19 protein-coding genes are annotated in these 20,869 nt (G+C 73.1%); 9 read left to right on the plus strand and 10 right to left on the minus strand.

Features of this window, described 5'->3' with window-relative positions:
• Positions 1–161: 161 nt before the first annotated feature.
• A complete protein-coding gene (locus tag PV789_RS18420) occupies positions 162–647 on the plus strand; it encodes a hypothetical protein (protein WP_274973805.1) in 486 nt (161 codons plus the stop codon).
• A gap of 25 nt (positions 648–672) precedes the next feature.
• On the opposite strand, the gene PV789_RS18425 is transcribed toward PV789_RS18420, so the two are convergent.
• Positions 673–927 carry a hypothetical protein gene (locus PV789_RS18425; RefSeq protein WP_274973806.1) on the minus strand — a complete coding sequence of 85 codons (255 nt, stop codon included), beginning with the start codon at positions 925–927 and terminating at the stop codon, positions 673–675.
• A gap of 395 nt (positions 928–1,322) precedes the next feature.
• Positions 1,323–2,309, minus strand: a complete 987-nt coding sequence (locus PV789_RS18430; RefSeq protein WP_274973807.1) for a bile acid:sodium symporter family protein — start codon at positions 2,307–2,309, stop codon at positions 1,323–1,325.
• 471 nt (positions 2,310–2,780) lie between these two features.
• Between PV789_RS18430 and PV789_RS18435 the strand changes: the two genes are divergently transcribed.
• Both PV789_RS18435 and PV789_RS18440 read left to right on the plus strand, forming a co-directional pair.
• A complete protein-coding gene (locus tag PV789_RS18435; RefSeq protein WP_274973808.1) occupies positions 2,781–3,647 on the plus strand; it encodes a hypothetical protein in 867 nt (288 codons plus the stop codon).
• A 200-nt stretch (positions 3,648–3,847) separates the two neighbouring features.
• Positions 3,848–4,516, plus strand: a complete 669-nt coding sequence (locus PV789_RS18440; protein WP_274973809.1) for a restriction endonuclease — start codon at positions 3,848–3,850, stop codon at positions 4,514–4,516.
• A gap of 85 nt (positions 4,517–4,601) precedes the next feature.
• Here PV789_RS18440 and PV789_RS18445 read toward each other — a convergent pair whose 3' ends face one another.
• Positions 4,602–5,567, minus strand: coding sequence for a TIGR03557 family F420-dependent LLM class oxidoreductase (locus PV789_RS18445; RefSeq protein WP_274973810.1), 966 nt, complete (start codon positions 5,565–5,567; stop codon positions 4,602–4,604).
• Between the two features lie 547 nt (positions 5,568–6,114).
• Here PV789_RS18445 and rox point away from each other — a divergent pair.
• The 5 genes from rox (at position 6,115) to PV789_RS18470 (ending at position 12,715) form a co-directional block, all read left to right on the plus strand.
• A complete protein-coding gene (gene rox, locus PV789_RS18450) occupies positions 6,115–7,557 on the plus strand; it encodes a rifampin monooxygenase (RefSeq protein WP_274973811.1) in 1,443 nt (480 codons plus the stop codon).
• A 152-nt stretch (positions 7,558–7,709) separates the two neighbouring features.
• Positions 7,710–9,410, plus strand: coding sequence for an ATP-binding cassette domain-containing protein (locus PV789_RS18455; RefSeq protein ID WP_274973812.1), 1,701 nt, complete (start codon positions 7,710–7,712; stop codon positions 9,408–9,410).
• A 69-nt stretch (positions 9,411–9,479) separates the two neighbouring features.
• Positions 9,480–10,223 carry a hypothetical protein gene (locus PV789_RS18460; protein WP_274973813.1) on the plus strand — a complete coding sequence of 248 codons (744 nt, stop codon included), beginning with the start codon at positions 9,480–9,482 and terminating at the stop codon, positions 10,221–10,223.
• Positions 10,220–11,542, plus strand: a complete 1,323-nt coding sequence (locus tag PV789_RS18465) for a hypothetical protein (protein WP_274973814.1) — start codon at positions 10,220–10,222, stop codon at positions 11,540–11,542. The genes PV789_RS18460 and PV789_RS18465 overlap by 4 nt, the downstream gene beginning before the upstream one ends.
• A gap of 3 nt (positions 11,543–11,545) precedes the next feature.
• The gene (locus PV789_RS18470; protein ID WP_274973815.1) at positions 11,546–12,715 is read left to right on the plus strand and encodes a hypothetical protein; all 1,170 of its coding nucleotides are present in this window, start codon (positions 11,546–11,548) and stop codon (positions 12,713–12,715) included.
• A gap of 102 nt (positions 12,716–12,817) precedes the next feature.
• On the opposite strand, the gene PV789_RS18475 is transcribed toward PV789_RS18470, so the two are convergent.
• From PV789_RS18475 to PV789_RS18505, 7 genes are all read right to left on the minus strand, one after another.
• Positions 12,818–13,762 (minus strand): hypothetical protein, encoded by a 945-nt coding sequence (locus PV789_RS18475; RefSeq protein WP_274973816.1) that lies wholly within the window; start codon positions 13,760–13,762, stop codon positions 12,818–12,820.
• A gap of 262 nt (positions 13,763–14,024) precedes the next feature.
• Complete coding sequence (locus tag PV789_RS18480; protein ID WP_274973817.1) at positions 14,025–15,275, minus strand: cytochrome P450 family protein; 1,251 nt, start codon at positions 15,273–15,275, stop codon at positions 14,025–14,027.
• Positions 15,275–16,489 (minus strand): cytochrome P450, encoded by a 1,215-nt coding sequence (locus PV789_RS18485; protein ID WP_274973818.1) that lies wholly within the window; start codon positions 16,487–16,489, stop codon positions 15,275–15,277. The genes PV789_RS18480 and PV789_RS18485 overlap by 1 nt, the downstream gene beginning before the upstream one ends.
• A 106-nt stretch (positions 16,490–16,595) precedes the next feature.
• Positions 16,596–17,252 (minus strand): GTP-binding protein, encoded by a 657-nt coding sequence (locus PV789_RS18490; protein ID WP_274973819.1) that lies wholly within the window; start codon positions 17,250–17,252, stop codon positions 16,596–16,598.
• Positions 17,233–17,592: a DUF742 domain-containing protein gene (locus PV789_RS18495; protein ID WP_274973820.1), complete on the minus strand. Its 360-nt coding sequence runs from the start codon at positions 17,590–17,592 to the stop codon at positions 17,233–17,235. The genes PV789_RS18490 and PV789_RS18495 overlap by 20 nt, the downstream gene beginning before the upstream one ends.
• Positions 17,589–17,993: a roadblock/LC7 domain-containing protein gene (locus PV789_RS18500; protein ID WP_013153774.1), complete on the minus strand. Its 405-nt coding sequence runs from the start codon at positions 17,991–17,993 to the stop codon at positions 17,589–17,591. The genes PV789_RS18495 and PV789_RS18500 overlap by 4 nt, the downstream gene beginning before the upstream one ends.
• Positions 17,993–19,354, minus strand: coding sequence for an ATP-binding protein (locus PV789_RS18505; protein ID WP_274973821.1), 1,362 nt, complete (start codon positions 19,352–19,354; stop codon positions 17,993–17,995). Before PV789_RS18505 ends, PV789_RS18500 begins: the two co-directional genes overlap by 1 nt.
• A 1,047-nt stretch (positions 19,355–20,401) precedes the next feature.
• Here PV789_RS18505 and PV789_RS18510 point away from each other — a divergent pair.
• The gene (locus PV789_RS18510; RefSeq protein WP_274973822.1) at positions 20,402–20,785 is read left to right on the plus strand and encodes an RNA polymerase-binding protein RbpA; all 384 of its coding nucleotides are present in this window, start codon (positions 20,402–20,404) and stop codon (positions 20,783–20,785) included.
• Positions 20,786–20,869 lie beyond the last annotated feature (84 nt).

The raw sequence follows: 20,869 nt of genomic DNA on the forward strand, positions 1-20,869 counted from the left end.
GCGGAGAAGCCCTGCGGCGCGGGCGAACCCGCTGCCCGCCCCGCGCGTCCGAAGGGGTGGCCGTGTCCCGGCGGAGCGGAGGCGGCGGGGAGGGGCGCATGGGCTGGCGGAGGGCTTGGTCGGGAGACATCGGACTTCTGTCACCGGGGAAGGCGTTCGTCGTGTTCCTGGCCAGCGCGGCGCTGGCCTGCGCGTTGATCCCGGTGTCGGTGCGGTTCTCGGGTCATGAGCTGCGGGCTCTGGGAGCCGCCTACGGCTGGACCGGGCAGGAGGGCGTCCTTGAGGTCACCGAGTCGGTGCCCCTCTCGGATGGGGGCTCGCTGTGCCTGGGTGTCTTCCGTTCCGCGGACGACGGTGCCGTGCGGACCGGTGTCCACCTGTACCTGTCGGGGCCTTGTGAGCCCGGCCGTCTGGAGGCGGCCCGCCTCGTCCCCGGCGAGCCGTCCTGGATGGTGACCACGGAGCCGGACCGCGCCTACGCGGACGCGGGGTTCGGGAGCGGTGTCACCACGTCGATCCTCGGGTTCGTCCTCGTCAACCTCTTCTGCCTCGGATTCGGTCTGGTGTTCGCCCAGGCCGCGTTGGGCCTGGGCACCGCGCTCCTGAGGAGGGCGTGGTTGCGCCGGAGCGCGCCCCCGGAACCGTGAGGCCCCTGAGAAAGGGGCGCGTGCGTCAGTCGTAGGAGCAGCGGGGGTGCGGGATGATCCCGCGTTCGGGCCTGCGGGGGTGTGGGCAGCGGCCGCGCACACGGTCGCGGAGGGCCTTGCGGCGCGGGTCGGCCTCCGCGGCGGGTGCGGTGACGGGCGTGGTGTGCGCGGGAGGGGCGCACGGCGCGAGGAGGACGTGGGGGTTTCCCAGCGCGGCGGTGAGGGCGAGCGCGAGGAGTCCGGAGCAGGGGAGCAGGAACCGACGGTGTCGCTCGGGCATGGGCACCAGCCTGGCATCCGTCGCCTTGCGTGGTGTGATGATCACGTGAAGAGAGGTGTCCGGTTCAGGCCAGGGACTGCACGTGTGAACCGTGTTGTGCCCGGGTAACCGGTTCGGTCGGTGAGGTGGGGACACGCGTTCCGGGAACGAACCCGGGCGCCGCCCGCCGCGTCCCGCAGCGTGGCCGTTTCCCCCAGCGTGCCCGCGCCCGGAGCGGACGGCTGGAGCGGGTGCGAGCGGCAAGGGCCCGGGCGGCGAGGAGAACGGTACGGGCGGGAAGGGGCCCCGGCCGGGGGCTGGCGGCGCCCCGTCCACCGGGATGGCGGCCCCGGCGCGAGGCGGCGTCCTCGGGCCGGGGCGGAAACAGGCGGAGCGGGAGCGGACGGGGTGCGGGGTCACGCCCCGGACGGGCCCTCCGTGCCGCTCCCGGCCGGCGCGGACTCGGCCGGGGCCTCCGCGGGCGGGCGGCGGGCCCAGTAGGTGGCCACGAGCGCGCCGGAGATGTTGTGCCAGACCGAGAACAGGGCGCCGGGCAGGGCGGCGAGCGGCGCGAAGTGGGCGGTCGCCAGGGCCGCGGCCAGACCGGAGTTCTGCATCCCCACCTCGACGCTGACCGCGCGGCGGGCGGCCTCGGGCAGCTTGGTGACCACGCCGACCAGATAGCCGAGGCCCAGGCCCAGGGAGTTGTGCAGCACCACGGCCAGGGCGACCAGGAGGCCGGAGGAGAGCACGGCGCCGGCGTTGGCTCCCACCACCGCGGCGACCACGACGACGATGCCGAGGACGGACACCAGCGGCAGGACGGGCAGGATCCTCTCCACGAACCGACGCGCGGCCATGCGCAGCAGCAGTCCGGCCAGGACCGGGACCAGGACGACCTGGAGGATGGAGACGAACAGGTCGCCGGCGGCGACGGGCAGGGTGGAACCGGCCAGGGCCAGGACCAGGAGCGGGGTCAGCAGCGGGGCGAGCAGGGTGGAGATCGAGGTCATCGCCACCGACAGGGCCACGTCGCCGCGGGCGAGGTAGACGATGACGTTGGAGGCGGTGCCGCCGGGGGCGGATCCGACCAGGACCATGCCCACCACGAGCAGCGGCGGCAGACCGAGGGCCTGGGCGATCCCCCAGCCCAGGAGCGGCATGACCGTGTACTGGGCCAGGACGCCGAGGACGACGGCCTTGGGATGTCTGGCCACGATCGCGAAGTCCACGGGGCGCATGGTGAGCCCCATCCCGAACATGATCACCCCTAGCAGCAGGGAGATGTAGGGGGCGAGGAGGGCGGCCTGCCCGGGGGCGGCCAGGCCTACGATCCCTCCGGCGAGGACCAGCAGGGCGAACCACCTGCCGACGAGGTCGGCGACGCGCGTGAGAACTGACATCGAAGGACTACTTCCCGTGGGTACCCCGGGGCGGCGGGACACCGCTCCCCGGGCGGTCGCCGCCGCGAGGGTCGGCCGCCGCGCGGCCATGGTAGTCCCCGTGTCCCGGGCGGCTTCCGGCCGGGGAGCGGCGCGCCGCACCTCAGACCCCACCAAGACCGTTGGAAGGCGCGGCCGGAAGGGCGCGCACGGAAGCGGAACCCTTCCCCGGCCCTGCTTGAGGCAGGGCCGGACCATGCCCGGGCGCGCGGCCAACCAAGCGGATATATCGGTCATCTAACCACAAAAGACACATACAATCTTTTGACACCTTCCTGAGAAGTTTTTTTCACGCACCACAAGCATGAAAAAAGAATTCCATTCGCAAACAAACAGCTTATTGAATCGCTACAACCGCCCCCAGTGTTCACTCCGGCATTGATGTTGTGGCAGGATTTCCCCAACCACCACAGCTCACAACCCGGAGCAGCGATGCAAAGACGCTTCGTCTTCTCTCCCCTCTCCCTCACTCTGGGGACTCTGGGGCTGGTAGTGCTCCTGGGCACGGCCTTCTCTTCCCTGGTGTTCAGCGGACCCGAGTTCGCCAACCTGGTGAGTGGGTTCTTCGGTCTGGTTCTCGCAGCCCTCGGTACGTACGGCACTTTCTTCCAGAAGGCCGAACGACCTTCTCCGCCGGAAGGGGAACCCGAAAACGATTCGGGTGCACCCGAGGACACGCGATCGGACAGCCACGTGAACAACCACAGAAACAGCGCCGTAAGCACCAACAACAACTCACACAACACCACCAACTCCCACAACAACAACGGCAAGAACTCCGGCGGCGTGATTCTCGGAGCAGTGGCGATGGTGGCCATCGTGGCGATCATCGTCGCCTTGGTCCTGGTCTTCTCCGGGGTATTTCCCCTACCGGTCGAGGACGAGGCGACGGCGGACACCGACGAGGCCGTGGCGGCGAACACGGAGCAGTCCGCCTGCGACGCGCCGGTCCCCTTGGGCCCGGATCCACTGGAACTGCGGTCAGCGACCGTCGTCTACACCGAAGGGCTTGGGGTGAAGGCGCGCTGCGGCCCCCATGTCACCTACCCGGCGAGCGACCAGCAGAACCTGTTCGACCACGTGCACGTGAATGTCGTCTGCCAGATCCGCAACGGCTACCCCGTGAAGGATCCCCGGAACGAGGAGTTCCCCGCCGGATATCCGCGGGAGTCGACCGTGTGGAACCTGCTCCACGACGGCCGGTGGGTGTCCGACCTGTACGTGGACACGCCGAAGGTGGAGGGGAGTGACCCGCCGGACGGGTACGAGTCCTGCGACGGTCTCGTACGACCGGTGTAGACACGCGGGGGGAGGGTCGCACCCAGTACTGGGTGCGGCCCTCCCCCATGCATTCGGCTCCCGCTCCGGAGCCCCGTGTCCCGGGCGAGTGGTGGTCAGGGCGGGTCCCGGACCGGAAACGGCTCCGCGCCGTGGCGTTCCCCACAGGGCACCGGCGTCGGGGCGGGTGACGAACCGCCCGGACGGGGAAGGGGCAGTCCATGACCGACATCTCCCCGGACGAAGCGGCCGAAGACAGGACGTACCCCGACAGGACGTACCCCGGCGAGGGCCGGACCGGTCCCCGGGAGTGGCGGTTCGTGTGGCGCCACCGGTACGGCCTCTTCCTCGGTCTGGTCGTGGCGTTGATGCTCGGGGCGTGGGTCGTGCAGAGTTCGGCCCGGCCTCTGCTGTGGGTCGTGGCGGCGCTTGGCGCGGCGGCCCTGGTGTGGTGGTGCCGCATGCGGCTGCGCCTGGCCCGGGAGAAGCGGGCGGTCGCGCGCGTCGACCTGTCGGAGGTCGACCGGATGACCGGTGTGGAGTTCGAGGAGCACGTCGCTGGGCTGATGCGCACGCACGGCTACACCGCCGTGACGGTGGTCGGCGGGGCCGACGACGGAGGGGTGGACGTGCTGGGCCGGGCGCCGGACGGGCAGGCCGTGGTGGTGCAGTGCAAGCGGTGGAACAGTCCGGTGCCCCCGAACGAGGTCCGCGCCTTCCTCGGTGTCCTCGCCACCGGTTACGAGGGGTACCGGGGGGTGTTCGTGGCCTCGAACGGCTTCACCGAGGCCGCCGTCCGTGAGGGCGGGGATTACATGACCCTGGTGGACCGGGAGCGGCTGGCGCGGTGGATGGGCGGTTCGGGCGCGCCCGAACCGCCCCCGGCGTGAGTGCCCCCGGCCCGTTCCGGCCGACCGGTCGGGCGGCGCGGACGGGCCGGTAGGGCGAACCGGTCAGGTGGGCCGAGCGGACCGGTCAGGTGGCGAGGGCGCGCAGGGGTCCGTCCAGTTCGCGCCGGTAGAAGTCGACGAACCCGTCGGGGTCCGGCCCGGCGTTCTGCATGACCAGGCGGTCGAAGCCCGCGTCGACGTACTTGCGGACGGCCTCGACGTAGCGTTCGGGGTCGGGTCCGCAGGCGAAGTGCCCCAGCACGTCCTCCTCCCGGACCGTGGTGGTGGCGGCCGCGAAGTTGACCGGGTTGGGCAGCTCGCTCATGACCTTCCAGCCGGTCAGGGCCCAGCGGGAGGTCTCCAGGGCCGCCCGTGCGGCGGTGTGCTCGTCCTCGGCCCAGGCCATGGGCACCTCGGCGTAGCGGGGGCCCGCTCCCCCGGCGTCGCGGTAGTCCCGCACGATCGCGGACTTGGGCTCGGTGGCGAACAGCCCGTCGCCGAGTTCGGCGGCGAGCTTGGCCGACTGCCCGCCGCTGGCGGCGACGGCGATCAGCGGCGCCTCCTCGGGCAGGTCGAACACCCGGGCGTCCTCCAGCCGCAGGTACTCGCCCTCGTAGGACTGGTAGCCGCCGCCCCACAGGAGGCGGATGATCTCCAGGGCCTCGCGCAGCATGTGGTGGCGCACCTGGACCGCGTCGGGGAACTCCTGGCCGACGACGTGTTCGTTGAGCCGCTCCCCGGAGCCGACGCCGAGGACGAAGCGGCCCTTCGAGAGCAGGGCCAGGGTCGCGGCGGCCTGGGCGATGATCGCCGGGTGGTAGCGCACGGTCGGGCAGGTCACCCCGGTGGCCAGGCCGATCCGCTCGGTCCTGGTCGCGATGGCGCCGAGCACGGTCCAGGCGAAGGGCGAGTGGCCCTGGTTGTCCAGCCAGGGGTGGTAGTGGTCGCTGATCTCCACGAAGTCGAACCCGGCGCGCTCGGCCAGCTCCGCCTGGCGGACGAGTTCCTCCGGGCCGAAGGCCTCGGCCGCCAGTTTGTACCCGATCTGCATGCGTCTCCCCCGTTCGGTGGTGTCGGGCGCCGACCCGCGCGCACCGGCGGGGCCCGCCCCCGGCCGGACCGGCGGGACAAGGCGGGCCCCGGACACCACTCACCGTTCACTCAGGGCACCCATACAACTACCGTTCGGGTTCGCCGGGAGGTTGCGACACACGCCCGCCGCCGGATCGGGGCTGCGCGACCAGGACCCCGGGCCGGGGCTCGGCCCGAAGCGACTCACAAAAGGGTGGTCTTTCAATAACAGAAAGTGACGGGAAGAGAAAAAACGCCTCCTGCCATTTCCAATCTATAGCGCACCCCGGGGCTTGCGGCAAGACCCGGATCGTGCCGGACAATTGCCCTTCCAAGCCGGAATCCGCAGAAACCGGGGCCGCGCGAAAAGCGTGTGCCGTTGTCGGAGCACGGATCACGCACCGGTGCCGAACCGCTGGTGGGAAAGGTGATGTGCTCGCGGACGCCCGGTGCGGGGGCGCGGACGCGCAGCCCGCCGGAATACGCGGAACGGTCGGCGGAGAGAGATCTCGTTGAACGGGGAATCCATGATTGACGTGACCGTGGTCGGCGGCGGGCCGACCGGCCTGATGCTGGCCGGTGAGTTGCGGCTGCACGGCGTGCGCGTGGTGGTGCTGGATAGGCTCACCGAGCCGACCCGGCAGACCCGCGCCCTGGGGCTGCACACGCGCAGCGTGGAGGTGATGGACCAGCGCGGTCTGCTGGAGCGGTTCCTCGCCGTCGGGGAGAAGTTCCGGGTCGGCGGCATCTTCGGCGGCATCACCAAGCCGTGGCCCGACGGGCTGGACACGGCCCACGGGTACGGCCTGGCCGTCGAGCAGCCGGTCACCGAGCGGCTGCTCAACGAGCGCGCCCTCGAACTGGGCGCCGACGTGCGACGCGGTGTCGAGCTGGTCGGGCTGAGCCAGGACGGGGACGGGGTCAGCGCCGAACTGGCGGACGGCACGCGCCTGCGCTCGCGCTACCTCGTCGGCTGCGACGGGGCCCGCAGCGCGGTGCGCCGGTTGCTGGGGGTCGGCTTCCCCGGCGACCCCGCCAGGGTCGAGACGCTGCTGGGAGAGATGGAGGTGACCGAGGATCCGGAGGAGATCGCCGCCGTCGTCGCGCGGGTCCGCGGGACCCAGCTGCGGTTCGGCGCCGGACCCCTCGCGGACGGAAGCGGGGCGTACCGCGTCGTCGTGCCCGCCGACGGGGTGGCCGAGGACCGCACGAGCGCGCCGACCCTGGAGGAGTTCAGGCGGCAGCTGCGGGCCCACGCGGGCACCGACTTCGGTGTGCACTCGCCGCGCTGGCTGTCCCGGTTCGGCGACGCCACCCGGCTGGCCGAGCGCTACCGGGTCGGCCGGGTGCTGCTGGCCGGGGACGCGGCGCACGTGCACCCGCCGACCGGCGGCCAGGGGCTCAACCTCGGTGTCCAGGACGCGTTCAACCTCGGCTGGAAGCTGGCAGCCGAGGTCGCGGGCTGGGCGCCGGAGGGGTTACTGGACAGCTACCACGCCGAACGGCACCCGGTGGCCGCCGCCGTGCTGGACAACACCCGCGCGCAGATGGTGTTGCTGGGCGCCGAGCCGGGCGCGGTCGCGCTGCGCGAGCTGCTCTCCACGCTGATGGACTTCGAGGAGGTGAACCGGTACGTGACCGGGCTTATCACCGCGACGGACGTCCGCTACGACTTCGGCGGGGGGCACGCGCTGCTCGGCAGGCGGATGCGCGACATCCCCCTGACGCGGGGGCGCCTCTACGAGCTGACGCACGGCGGGCGCGGGCTGCTGCTCGACCGGACCGGTCGGCTCTCGGTGGCGGGCTGGGCGGACCGGGTGGACCACGTCGTCGATGCCGGCGGGGCGAGCGGGGAGCTGGGCACGCCCGCCGTGCTGCTGCGGCCGGACGGCCACGTGGTGTGGGCCGGCGGCGACCAGCGGGAGCTGCTCGACCGGCTGCCGAGGTGGTTCGGCGCCGCCGCGGGCTGAGCGCGCCCCTCTGACCTGGGCCGTCCGCTGCCCGACTCCGCCGCCCGCACCCGGGAAAACCGGTTGCGGGCGCGCGCCGCGCCGTGGAAACCTGCCGGGGCGCTCGCGGCGGTGACCGGGCGCCTACGGCGAAACCCCTGTGGAGAGCGGTCTTGGGCTACATCGACGTCAACCAGGTCGGCCATACCCTGCCCGACGGCAGGGTCCTGTTGGACTCGGTGTCCTTCCGCGTCGGCGAGGGGTCCAAGACGGCGCTGGTCGGGGCCAACGGCGCGGGCAAGAGCACCCTGCTGCGGATCGTGCGCGGCGAGCAGCGCCCCCAGGGCGGCGCGGTCACCCTGGACGGCGAACTCGGCGTGATGCCGCAGTTCATCGGGCACGTGCGCGACGAGACCACCGTGCACGAACTGCTGGTGTCGGTCTCCCCCGCTCCGGTGCGCGAGGCGCACGCGGACCTGGAGGCGGCCGAGGCGGCCATGATGGTCGACGACGGCGAGAGGACGCAGATGCGCTACGCCGCGGCCATCGCCCGTTACGGGGACGCGGGCGGCTACGACGCCGAGGTCGTGTGGGACCAGTGCTGCACGGCGGCGCTGGGCGTCCCCTACGAGCGCTGCCGGTGGCGCGAGGTGCGCACGCTGTCGGGCGGGGAGCAGAAACGCCTGGTCGTCGAGGCCCTGCTGCGGGGCCCGGCGCCGGTGCTGCTGCTGGATGAACCGGACAACTACCTCGATGTTCCGGGCAAGCGCTGGCTGGAGGAGGCGCTGCTGGCCACCCCCAAGACGGTCCTGTTCGTCTCGCACGACCGGGAGCTGCTGAGCCGGGTGCCGGACCGGATCGTCACGGTCGAACTGGGCGCCGCGGGCAACACGGCGTGGGTGCACGGGGGCGCGTTCGACACCTACCACGACGCACGCAGGGAGCGGTTCGCGCGGCTGGACGAGCTGCGGCGGCGCTGGGACGAGGAGCACGCCAAGCTCAGGGCGCTGGTGGCCGTCTACAAACAGAAGGCCGCCTACAACTCCGACATGGCCTCGCGCTACCAGTCGGCGCGGACCCGGCTGCGCAGGTTCGAGGAGGCGGGGCCGCCGCAGAAGCTGCCCCGGGAGCAGAACCTGCGGATGCGGCTGCGCGGCGGCCGGACGGGCAGGCGAGCGCTGGTGTGCGAGGGACTGGAGCTGACCGGGCTGATGCGCCCGTTCGACCTGGAGGTCTGGTACGGCGAGCGGGTGGCGGTGCTGGGCTCCAACGGGTCGGGCAAGTCGCACTTTTTGCGGCTGGCGGCCGGGGGCGGCAGTGATCCTCAGTCGTCGGTGCTTCCGGAGTCAGTGCTGTCGGAGGAGGGCAGGGCTGAGGTGCCGCCGGTGGAGCACGGCGGCACGGCCCGGTTGGGCGCGCGGGTGCTGCCGGGGTGGTTCGCGCAGACCCACGAGCACCCCGAGTTCGCGGGGCGCACGCTGCTGGACATCCTGCACCGGGGGCAGGGCACCCGCCGGGGCGTGCCCCGCGACGAGGCGGGGCGTGCGCTGGACCGCTACGAGTTGGCCCGGGCCGCGGAGCAGACCTTCGACACGCTCTCGGGCGGCCAGCAGGCGCGGTTCCAGATCCTGCTGCTGGAGCTGTCGGGGGCGACGATGCTGCTGCTGGACGAGCCCACGGACAACCTGGACGTGGTGTCGGCGGAGGCGCTGGAGTCGGCGCTGGAGGCCTACGACGGCACGATCCTGGCGGTGACGCACGACCGCTGGTTCGCGCGCGGGTTCGACCGGTTCGTGGTGTTCGGCGCCGACGGAGGCGTGTACGAGGCGCCGGAGCCGGTGTGGGACGAGGGGCGGGTGCGCCGTGAACGGTAGGGCTTCCTCCGCGCGGAAGGGGGGACGATAGGCTGATAAAAACTGCATAAGCCCCCCAGAAGGTCATCGATGCGCCCTCCCCCGCCGCTCACCCGTCTCCTGCTCCTGGTCGGGTTCCTCTGCGCTTTCCTGGCCGCGCTGCCGTGGATGCCCGCCCCGGCCCACGCCTCCCCCGACTACGGCACCTCCTCCGCCGAGGCCGGGGCGTTCCACGCCCGCATGCTGGAGGAGCACGGCGGCGTGTTCGTGGAGGAGGAACTCGCCGGTGTGCTGGACCGCCGCGAGACCGCCGAGGACCTGCGCGCCCTGCTGGAGGAGTACGGCGTCACCGTCGACGTGCTGGTCATGGCGGGCCGGGGCGAACACCTCGCCGCGTATGACCTGGCCTTCGCCATCAGCGTGCACAGCGGCCGTCCCCTCCTCGTCCTTTCCGTGGACAGCCTCCACATCGGCTACGCCAACCTGGGGAAGGCGGGTCTCCACCTGAGCGCCGTGGAGTACGCCATCACCACCGGTGCCTGGTCCGAGCGCCCCGCCGACAGGCTCGAACGCGTGCTGCGCGTGTCCGACCACCCCGACATGGACACGCTCGCGGAACAGGCCGAGGAGGAGTTTCTCTCCCGTTCCGACATCGCACTCGACGAGGGTGAGGAGCGGGACCCCGAAACCAGGGCCACGCTGTTCTGGCGTGAGTACCGGTGGGTGCCGTGGGCCGGCGGCGCCCTGGGCGCCGCCTTGACCTACACGGCGGTCGTCGCGGCCCTGCGGTGGCACCGGCACGTGCGTTCGTCCCGAGGGGAGGGCCTCACATGAACCGCACGCGTCCGCGATACGCCCTCCTGACCTGGGTACTGGCCGCTCTCGTCCTGTGCGCGCTCCCCTCTCCCGCGCTCGCGACGGAACCCGGCGCGTCCGTCGAGTCCGTCGCGGACGTCACCGACCGCTCCCGGGTCGAGCGGATCGCCGGGGAACTGGAGGACAACCCCCTGTACGTCCACCACGACCTTCGGGACCAGTGGTCGGAGCGCTCCCTGGAGGAGACGGAGGAGCGCCTGACCTCAGGACCGCTGGCGGACCTGTCGGTGCGCGTCGTGGTCTACCCGTCGGCCCCCGGGGACGAGACCGGGGGCCAGCCCACGCTGTTCCTGCACGCCCTGCACGAGGTGTCGGGTCAGGACGGGGTGTACGTGGCGGTCACCAGGGACCACCGGGTGGCGTTCGCGACCTTCGACAGCCCCCTGCGGGTTCCCGACGTCGACACCGAGGACCTCGGACTCGGCTACGGTGCTCGCACCCGCCAGGTCCTGGACCTACTGGAGGAGGCTCCGCGCGGGCCCGCTGCCTCCAGTGAGCTCACTCGAGATGCCCCGGCCGACGAGGACGAGGCGGTCCTGCGCCCGCGCGGCGACGCCGAGCGGTTCTGGTTCGCGGCGCTGTTTCCCGGCGCCCTCATCGGGTTAGCGCTGGTGGGCGTGCGCGTCCTCTTCAGCAGGCCCTCGAGCTGGCAGCCCCTGCGCTGGCCGCCCCAACCGCTACGGCCGCTCCGTGCTCGGATGGCGCGATTCCGGTCGCGAATCGCACGGCTGCGGGCCGCCGCCGAGGCCCCGTACAGGGCGAGGTGGGCGCCCAACCGGCCGTGGCGCTGGTGGCTGCGCCCGGTGCTGGGCCGTGAACTGCGCCGCCTTCGCCTGCTCATCGAGGCGGCCCCCGCCGACCACCCCGAACGCGCCCGGGCAGTGCAGGCCTACGACGCCGCCGGACTCATCGCCCAGTCCCCGGACCTGCCGCCGCAGGCCGTGGTCTGCGCGGTCGTCGTGGCCCGCAACGGCGTCCAACTGGTGCGGCATCCCGACCTTCCGCTCCTGGAGCCCTGCCAGTTCAACCCGCTGCACGGTGCGGGGAGCTTCCGCCTCCGCGAGTACAACCACCGGAGGCGCCTGACGTGGTGGCAGCTCTGTTCGCGCTGCTCCCGGCGACGACTCGATCCGCGGTTCGGCCCCTTCCGGCCCTCCCTGCCCCTGCCGATCGACGGGGAGCCCACGCACTACCGCCATGCCGAGGACGTCTGGGCCGAGGCCGTCACCGCTCCCGACCACGCCTTCGCGCGTATCCGCACAGAACTGGAGGTGTGAGCGGTGCGAGCGCTCGCCCTGTCCCTGCTGGCCGTCATCGCCGCGCTGGCCGTCCCCGCCACGGCGGCCCCCGCCCCCGCCTCCGCCGACGGCGCCTGGCGCTACGCCGAGGCCGCCGTCTCGTCGGACGATCCCCTCCACGTCGGCCCCAGGCACCGGTCCGCCATGGACGCACTGGCTGAGGAAGCGCTGCGGGAGCGTCTGGAGGAGGCGGAGGTACCGGTCTACATCGTGATGGTCACCCAGAGGAGCAACCTGGAGGAGTACCCGGCCGCGATGGTGAGGGCCGCCGGTGCCCCCGGGTACTTCTTCGTCGTCGGCTGGGACGGGCAGGAGGTGCACGGAGGCCAGTACGGCATGGACGACACCCTCGTCGACGGGCTGGACACGGCGCAGATGGCAGCGGCGGTGGTCAACGGCGATCCCGAGTGGGCGGAGGCCCCCACCGCCGAGCGGCTGCACCGGCTCGTGGACCTGGTCGAGAGCGGCGAGGCCCCCGCGGCCTACCGGAACCTCCGGGACGACCCCGGCCCCTCCGGGTGGACGCTGGTTCTGGGCGGCGCCGGTGCGGCGGGGGTCGCGGTGGCGCTCTGGTCCAGGATCAGCCGGTGGTGGCGCCGCCCGATCCGCGTGGTGCCGCTGACCGAGGTGGTCCCCGCCACCGTCGGCCAGGCGCAGCAGGACGAGTACCGTGCCCGGATCGCCGAACGCCTCACCGGCTGCGGGCAACGGGTGTCCGCGCGCGGGGACTCCTCGGATGAGGTCCGGCGGGCGCTGGAGGCCTACACCGCCGCGGCCAAGGTGTTCGACTCCGCCGACGACAAGTCCGACCTGGTGGGCGTGCAGGTCCTGCTGGACATGTGCGACGCGGCGCTGGACGGCGGGATCCGACCGGCGCACTGCTTCTTCGACCCGCGCCACACCAGCGGCAAGGCCATGGTCCGGTGGCGGGCTCCGGCCTCGTTCGACTCGGTGCGGGTCCTGGCGTGCCGCGAGTGCCGCAAGGCCATCAGGGCGCACCGCACTCCGCAGCCGGTCCTGGACTCCACCGGCGCACGCCCGCTGCCCTACTACTCCGTACTACCGGAGCGCAGCGTGTGGGCGGCGACCGGGTACGGAACCCTGGTCTCGGACCTGCCCGCGCGGATCATGCGCGGCGAGCACCGCGGGTAGGGCGGTGGCCGCGAAGGTTCGGCGCTCCATCCTCGCCATGGGTACAGGGTCGACGCAGGCCTGAGAGCCCGCCTCACGCTGGGGACGTTCTCGGTCGAGTCGCTATCCGACGGGCAGTTCGATGTCGATCACGGCCGAGCACTCCTCCAGGCAGCCGCCCACGGTGAGCGTGCCGCCGGGCTCGGCGCCGGGGAAGAGGAACGCGGCGTGGGTGCCCTCTCCGCCGTCGAGCGCGTAGCGCCCCGCCGCCTCGCCCGCCCTGAGTTCGCCGCCCCCGCCCTGTCCGCCCTCGTCTCCGCCGCCGACGTAGGAGGCCTGGAACAGGTCCAGACTGACCCTGTCGGCGGTGGTGAACTCCACCGTCACCTCCAGGGGTTCGTCGGAGGCGGCCCGGTAGGCGGTCAGCAGCCGGGCGCGCACCCCCCCGGACTCGTCCGTCACGTCCTCGGCGACCAGCAGGCCGGGGCCCGGATCGCGGCCGTCCACTAGAAGGTCGGCGAGCAGACCGTCCTCGGCGGTGAAGCTGCCGTAGGCGACGCAGACCGGTTCGGTGTCCGGGTCGCCGCCGGGGCACAGCTCGTAGCCGTCCGGGGTCTGCCCGACCTCGGCGTCCGGGGCGGGGCGGCCCCCGTCGGCCCGGGCCTGGGCGACGGCCGCCTGGTGGAGCAGGTGGGCGCGGGCGGCGGAGTCCTCGGCTGTCCGGGGCAGCCCCTCGCGCATCCGTCCGGGGTCCCCGGTCCGGGCCAGGGAGTCCATGTAGTCCGCGACGGTGCGGCCCGACGCCGCCACCGCGCGCGCACCCTCCGCACCGGTTCCGGCGAGGGGTCCGTGCGGGGAGGGCCTGCCCCGGGGCTCAGCGCTCGGGGCCGCGGACCGCTCGGGGCCGTGCGGCGCGCCGTCGGCGTCCGGCTGTCCGGGCCGGGGTCCGGGCAGGGCGGTGGGGTGGAGCGGCCACCCCTCCCCCGGGGCCGTGTCCCCCGGCGCCCCGCAGCCGGAGGCGACGAGCGTGGCCAGGGCCGCGGCGGCGGCCAGCCTGGTCGGCGTCATGTCCGTTCCCTTCCCCGTGAGGACCGGCGGCCAGCCGAGCCTACGGCCGGGAGGCGTCAACACGGGGGTCGCACAGCGTAAGGACTTCTTGACACGGGGCAGGGACAGGCCCGGGACCCCGCCGGGCCTCGGGACTGCGGGGAGGCCGCTCCCGGTACCGCCCGGGCCACGCGCGCCCCGGCCGGAACGCGACGGGGGTCGCACGGCGCGGTCCCCGTGCCCGGCCGGGGCGGCCCGGGGCGCGGGGACGGTCTCCCACCGGTCAGGGGCGCAGCACGACCGGGAACTCCCTCAGGCTGGTCACCGAGAGCGCGGACTGCACCCGCAGCTCCTCGTCGGGGACGGCCAGCCGCAGGTCGGGGAAGCGCTCGAAGAGCATCGGCAGGATGATCCCGGCCTCCAGGCGCGACAGCGGCGCCCCGGGGCAGATGTGCGGGCCGTACCCGAAGGTGATGTGGCGCCCCTTGTTGCGCTGCGGTTCGAAGACGGACGGGTCCGGGTCCTCGCCGAACTCCGCGCGGTCGCGGGTGGCCGCGCCGTAGTGCGTCATCAGCGCCTCGCCCTTGCGGATGGTCTGCCCGCCGACCTCCACGTCCTCGGTGGCGAAGCGGAACATCATGACGTTGTTGGGCGGGTCGTAGCGCAGCGTCTCCTCCACGACCTGCTCCCACGTGACCTTGTCCGCCTTGAGCAGGGCGAACTGGTCGGGGTGGGCGAGCAGGGCGCGCACCACGTTGTTGAGCAGGTTGACGGTGGTCTCGTGCCCGGCCGCCACCACCGTCAGCAGGGTGATGGTGACCTCGGTGTCGCTGAGGGAGTCGCCGTCCTCCCGGGCCCTGAGCAGGTCGGCGGTGAAGTCGTCGTGCTCGTCCAGGCTGGCGCGCTTGCGGGCGACCATCTCGGCGAAGAACTGGAACAGGGCGCCGTAGATCCGCAGGTGCTCGCCCTCCTCGGTGGTGCCGGAGAAGAGCTTGGCGTACATCTCGCCGAGCTGGGCGTACTCGGCCTCGGCCACCCCGTACAGTTCGCCGATCACCCCCATGGGAACCCGGAAGGTGAACTCCGACTTCAGGTCCAGGGGTTCGTGCGCGCGCGGCTCCAGGGCGTCCAGCGCCCGAGCGGTGATCTCCTCGATGCGCGGGCGCAGGCGCTCCACCCGGCGCGCCGAGAACGGGCTGGCGGTGAGTCTGCGCATGCGCCGGTGGGCGGCGCCGTCCTGGGCCAGCATGTTGGAGCCGTCGGTGGGGATCGTGCCCATCAGCGGCCAGCCCTCGGGGACCCGGCCGCTCCGGTAGTCGTCCCAGTGGTCGACGCTCTTGACGAACCGGGGGTCGTTGAGGGTGGCGCGGCTGACCTCGTGGTGGGTGGTGGCCCAGGCGCGGACCCCGCCGGGGAGCTCGACCCGGGTGACGGGTCCGGCCTGGTGGAGGCGTTCGCGGTCGGCCTGCACGTCGTCGGGGACGGCGTGCACCAGCGGGATTCCGTCGGGGGTGTGCTGGACGGGGCAGGGCATCACAGGACTCCTTGCGGGGGTGTGGGGGTGAAGGCGACCGGCAGCGAAACGACTCCCCGCACCCAAGGTGAGGGCCGCCAGCGGACCTCCTCGGCGGGGATGGCCAGTTCGACGTCGGGCAGGCGGTCCAGCAGCACCTCCACCGCTGTGACCGCCATGACCTCGGCGATCCCCTGCGCGGCGTGGGGGCAGCTGTGCTCGCCGTGGGAGAAGGACAGGTGGGCGTGGTTGCCCCGGAGGGCCGAGGAGCGCTCGCCGGCGTGCAGCCGCGGGTCCTTGTTGGCCGCGGCGTAGCCCAGCAGGAGCAGGTCGCCCCTGCGGATGACCCTGCCGTCCAGCTCGACGTCGCGGGCGGCGAAGCGCCCGGCGTTCATCTGGGACGGGGAGTCCTCCCACAGGACCTCGGCCAGGGCCTCGCGGACGCTGCTGCGGGCGCCCGCCATGGAGGCGGAGAAGCGGTCGTCGGTGAGCATCAGGCGCAGCGCGTTGCCGATCCACTCGGAGGTGGTCTGGTGGGCGCCGCCCAGGACGGCGACCAGTTCGGCGATCAGGTCCGCGTCGCCGTAGCCCGCCGGGTGGGCGATCATCCGGGACACCACGTCGGGTCCGGGTTCGGCGCGGCGGGAGGCGACGAGCCGGGTGAACTCGGCCACGATCTCGACGTGGGCCCCGACCGCGTCGGGACCGGCGTCGAACATGGTGCCCATCAGGGTGGTGACCGCCTCGCCGCGGTCGTCGTCGAGGCCGTACATCCAGCACAGGACCAGGGACGGGAGCCGCTGCGCGTAGTGCGTGCGCAGGTCGGTGCCGCTGGAGGCGCAGAACCCGTCGACGAGGCGGTCGGCCAGGCGTGCGGTGACCGCGCGCAGCTCGTGCGGGTCGGCCCCGTTCAGGGCGTCGTTGACCGCGCCGGTGCGGCGCCGGTGCTCCTCGCCCTCGGCGGACAGCAGGTTGGGCTGGGGCGCGAGCACCGGCAGCAGCGGCCAGTCCCGCGGCACCCGGTCCCAGGCGTTCCAGCGGCGGGGGTCGCGCGCGAACACCTCGGGGGTGTTGAGGACGTGGTGGAGCTCGTGGTAGCCGATGACCAGCCACGCGGGGACGTCGCCCTCCATGAGCACGGGCACCACGGAACCGTGTTCGGCGCGCATGGCCCGGTAGGAGCCCTGGGGGTCGGCGTTGAAGCTGGGGTCGTACAGCCGGACGGGGTCGGCCACTCTCGGTCCTTTGGGAGAAGGGGGCGGGCGGCCGCTCGGCTCGGCCGTCGGGGACGGGTTCGGAAGTCGGGGCCGTGGAGGCGGACCGGACAGGTCTGGGTACCGCTCACCGGGCGGCTTCCGTGACCAGGGCGCGGACGTGGCCGACCAGCGCGATGAGGACCTGCTTGGCCGAGTCGCGTGTGCGCGCGTCGCAGCGCAGCAGGGGGACCGAGGCGTCCAGGTCCAGGGCGGCGCGCACCTTCTCCAGACTGTGCTCGGCCTCGCCGAAGTCGTTGTGGGCCACGACGAAGGGGGTGCCTTGGGCCTCCAGGCGGTCGATGGCGTAGAAGGAGTCCTCCAGGCGCCGGGTGTCCACCAGGACCACCGCGCCCAGGGCTCCGGAGAAGAGGCGGTCCCACAGGAACCAGAAGCGCTCCTGGCCCGGGGCGCCGAAGACGTAGAGCACCGAGGCGGCGTCCAGGGTGATGCGGCCGAAGTCGAAGGCGACGGTGGTGGCGCGCTTGGACTCCACCCCGTCCACGTCGTCGACGCCGTGCCCCGCCCGGGTCATGGTCTCCTCGGTGCTGAGCGGGCGGATCTCGCTGACCGAGCGGACCAGGGTGGTCTTGCCGACCCCGAAGCCGCCCACGACCGCGATCTTGAGGGCGTACTCGGCGGTGTCGGGCAGCGGGACCCGGGCGGCCTCGCGGGCGCGGTCCGCCGGGGCGGGCGGGGAGTCCGGGGGCGGGGCCGAGGGGGGATCAGAGGTTGTGGAGTGCAACGAGCACCTTCTCCAACACGTCCGGGGAGGCGAGGGGGTGGGCCGGTGAGGGCGCGGGGCGGGGGTGGCGCGCGGTGGCCAGGCCGGTGTCGAGCAGGTCGGTGACCAGGATGCGCACGATCGCCACGGGCAGGCGCAGGTGGGCGGAGATCTCCACCACCGCCGTCGGGCCGCGGCACAGCCGCAGGATCCGGGCGTGCTCGGACTGCATGCCGGGGGTGGGCGCGCTCTCGGCCACGATGAGGGTCACCGCGTCCAGGGAGTCGTCGGCCCCGCTGCTGCGGCCCGAGGTGATGACGTAGAGGCGGTCCGGACCCTCCTGCTGGTGCGGTCGCGTCATACCGGTCCGGCTCCGGCGCGGGGCGGGGTGGTCAGGTGCTCACCCATCTGCTCGACCAGCTCGTTCATGTTGTGGCCGACCAGACCGGGTTCGGCCTCCTCGGAGGTGATGACGGCCAGGTGGGCGCCGTGTCCGGCCTCGACGATGAACAGCAGGCCGCCGTAGAACTCGGCCATGGCCTGGCGGACGCCGCCCGCCCCGTCGCCGAACTCCACCGAGGCGCTGTGCGCCAGGCTCTGCACCCCGGCGGCGATCGCGGCGAGGTGGTCGGCGCTGTCGGCGCGCAGGCCGGAGCTGTGGCAGAGCTTGAGCCCGTCGCGGGAGAGCACGAGGGCGTGGCGGGTGCCGGGCGTGCGTTCCAGGAGGCCTTCGAGGAGCCAGGTCAGCGTGTCGAGGTCCATCATGCGTCCTTGTCGTTCGGGCCGCGCACCGCGGAGCGGAACTCGCCGAAGCCCCTCGCCACGGCGGCGGGGTTGCTCCTGCGCGGTGCGGGCCTGGTGTTCTCGGCCGCCGTGAGCGTCCGGCCGCGGCGGCGCCGGGGCAGTCCGTCGACGTCCTCCGCGGCGGTCTCCGCCGCGGCCGGGGGGATCGCGGCGGGGGTGGGGGCGGTACCGGGTTCCCGTGCGGCCCCGGGCAGGGACGCCGGGGAGTCGGGGACCACGGGCTCGGGGAGGGGTTTGACGAGCTTGCGGGGCAGCAGGAGGACGACCGCCGTGCCGCCGCGCGAGGAGGAGCGGAAGGACACCGACAGGCCGTAGCGGTGGGCGATCTGGCCGACGACCGACAGGCCCAGGCGGGTTCCGGAGATGGCGGCCAGGTCCAGGCCGTTCTCGACGGTGCGGCGGGCGCGGCGCAGCGCCTCCTCCCCCATGACCAGGCCGCCGTCCTCGACCATGACCGCGATCCCGGCCTGGACCTCCTCGACGTGGACGTGGACCTCGGCGGTGGGCGGGGAGAACCTGGCGGCGTTGTCCAGGATCTCGGCCAGGGCGTGGATGACGCCCTCGGCGGCGAACCCGGCGACCGCCTGGGTGGAGGCGTTGTGCACGCGGACGCGCTGGTAGGCGCCGATGCGGGCCATGGCGCCGCGGACGACGCTCTCCATGCCGATGGCCCGGCCCCAGCGGCGGCCGGAGCGGGCCCCGGTGAGGACGGCGATGCTGTCGGCGACGCGTCCGACCTGTGCGGTGCTGTGGTCCAGGTGCATGAGGTCGCCGAGGACGTCGGTGCCGGTGTCCCCGTCGCCGTGGCGCTCCTGCATCCGGCGCAGGTCGGCGAGCATGGTGGTGCTCAGGGCCTGGACGCGTCCTGCGGCGGTGGCGCAGGCGGCCATGGCGGCCGAGCGGCGGCGTTCGGCGGCGGCGATCTCGGTGGCGGCGGTCCGCAGGACGGCGCGACCCCCGTGGTCGGCGGACAGGGGCAGGGCGCGCAGGGCGGTGTCGGCGGAGTCGCCCGCGCGCAGGCGCCGGGCCAGGAGGGGCAGGTGCTCGTCGGCCAGGGATGCGGTGTCGGCGCGCAGCGCGTCGAGCCGGGCGCCCAGGTCGCGAATCCGCCGGGCGCGCCGGTCGAGCAGCACCGCGAGGACCAGCAGGAGCAGGAGGGGGACCGCGGAGGCGGCCAGGACGGGCAGGGTCCGGGCCTCGGGCGCGGCCCACAGGGGCACGGCCCAGAAGGGCAGCGCCGCGAGCGGGAGGAGGAGCCAGCGCGGCGCGGACGGCGACGCGGGCACGGCTCCTCGGGGGTGGGGGGTCTCAGCAGTCATGGGGCTCCACGTCCGGCCGCGCCGTCGCTCCTGGTTCCGGCACGTGAGGACGCACCGAAGGGGACATTTCCGGCACGATGTGCACATCCAAAGGAAGGGGATTAATTTCCCCGTCCTACGCTTTTCGGTACACGGCGAGTCAACATACCACCAGACACCTCGGGCGGCCATGTCGGCACAATGGAATCTTTATCGCACATGAGGGACGGAGAGCCGGATTCCCTACCACAGCGCGGATTCCGGAGAGTGATAATCAGCGGTGCGGGAACGTCCGACCTTTTCCGGAAGCCATTGTCGGGCGCACGCCTTTTCCAGTCGTGAACTGCGGGAACCGCACGGCGGCGGGCGTGGAGGGAAGCGCGGTGAGGGTGGACGCAGTGTGACGGGCGGGGGCGGTGCGAGGCGGCCCCGCGGCCGCAGATGGCCGGGAGCGGCCGCGGGCGGCGGCGCGGAACTGGCCTGAGTCGGCCACGGATCCGGCCGGGGACGGACGCCGACCCTCCGGGGCGCGGCAAGCGGGGCGGACGCCGACTGGCGGGACCGCACAGCGGGTCGTGAACGGCGACCGGCGGGACCGCGCGGCGGCTGAGGGGACGAGAAGGATGCCGACCGACTGGCGGACGGCAAGGAGCACGCCCGGCCGCCGACGGACGGCGGCGGCCGGGCGGAGGGCCGGGCGCAGGGGCCGTGCCCGATGACGACGGACGCGCTGCCGAGCGTCCGTCGGCGGGACCCCGCCGCTGTCGATTCGGCCCCGGGGGCGCGTTCCCGCCCCCACCAGGCAGGAGGATGCGCCGGAGGGCGAAAGCGGGGGATTTAGCGGATGTTTTTCGCCCCCGGCGGGCGTATATAGAGACACACCCGAAACAGGCAGCCTGGAGTGCCCCAGGTCACATGTGCCACACTCAGCGCACCGGACGATGTTTTGGGATCGGGGTGGCCCCCGGACGCCGGAGGTGGTTCGACCTCAGGTCAGCGGGGAATCTTGACGTGGACCGACGCGTTACACCCCGCGAGACCGCACAAGCGCCTGGAGGCACCCACACGATGGCCGAGCGAGCACTTCGCGGCACCCGGCTCGGGGCGACGAGCTACGAGAACGACCGCAACACCGACCTGGCTCCGCGGCAGGAAGTCACCTACGACTGCACCCGGGGCCACCGCTTCTCGGTCACCTTCGCGACCGAGGCAGAGATTCCCGCCGAGTGGGAGTGCCGTTTCTGCGGCGACCGCGCCCTGCGGCGGGACGGCTCCGGCGAGGAGCCCAAGAACACCAAGCCCACGCGCACCCACTGGGACATGCTGCTGGAGCGCCGGAGCATGGAGGACCTGGAAGAGGTCCTCGCCGAGCGCCTGGCCCTGCTCCGCGCCCGCCGCCGCGAGGAGGCGGCCAAGGTGGAGGAGATCGCCAGGCAGCGGCAGAGCGCCTGAGCACCCGCGACACACGGGGGCGGCGGACACGGTCCGCCGCCCCCGTCGTCGTGTCGGCCCCGAAAACACCCGGGCCGCGGGAGT

This window comes from Nocardiopsis camelliae (assembly GCF_028993595.1).
Taxonomy (GTDB): Bacteria; Actinomycetota; Actinomycetes; order Streptosporangiales; family Streptosporangiaceae; genus Nocardiopsis; species Nocardiopsis dassonvillei.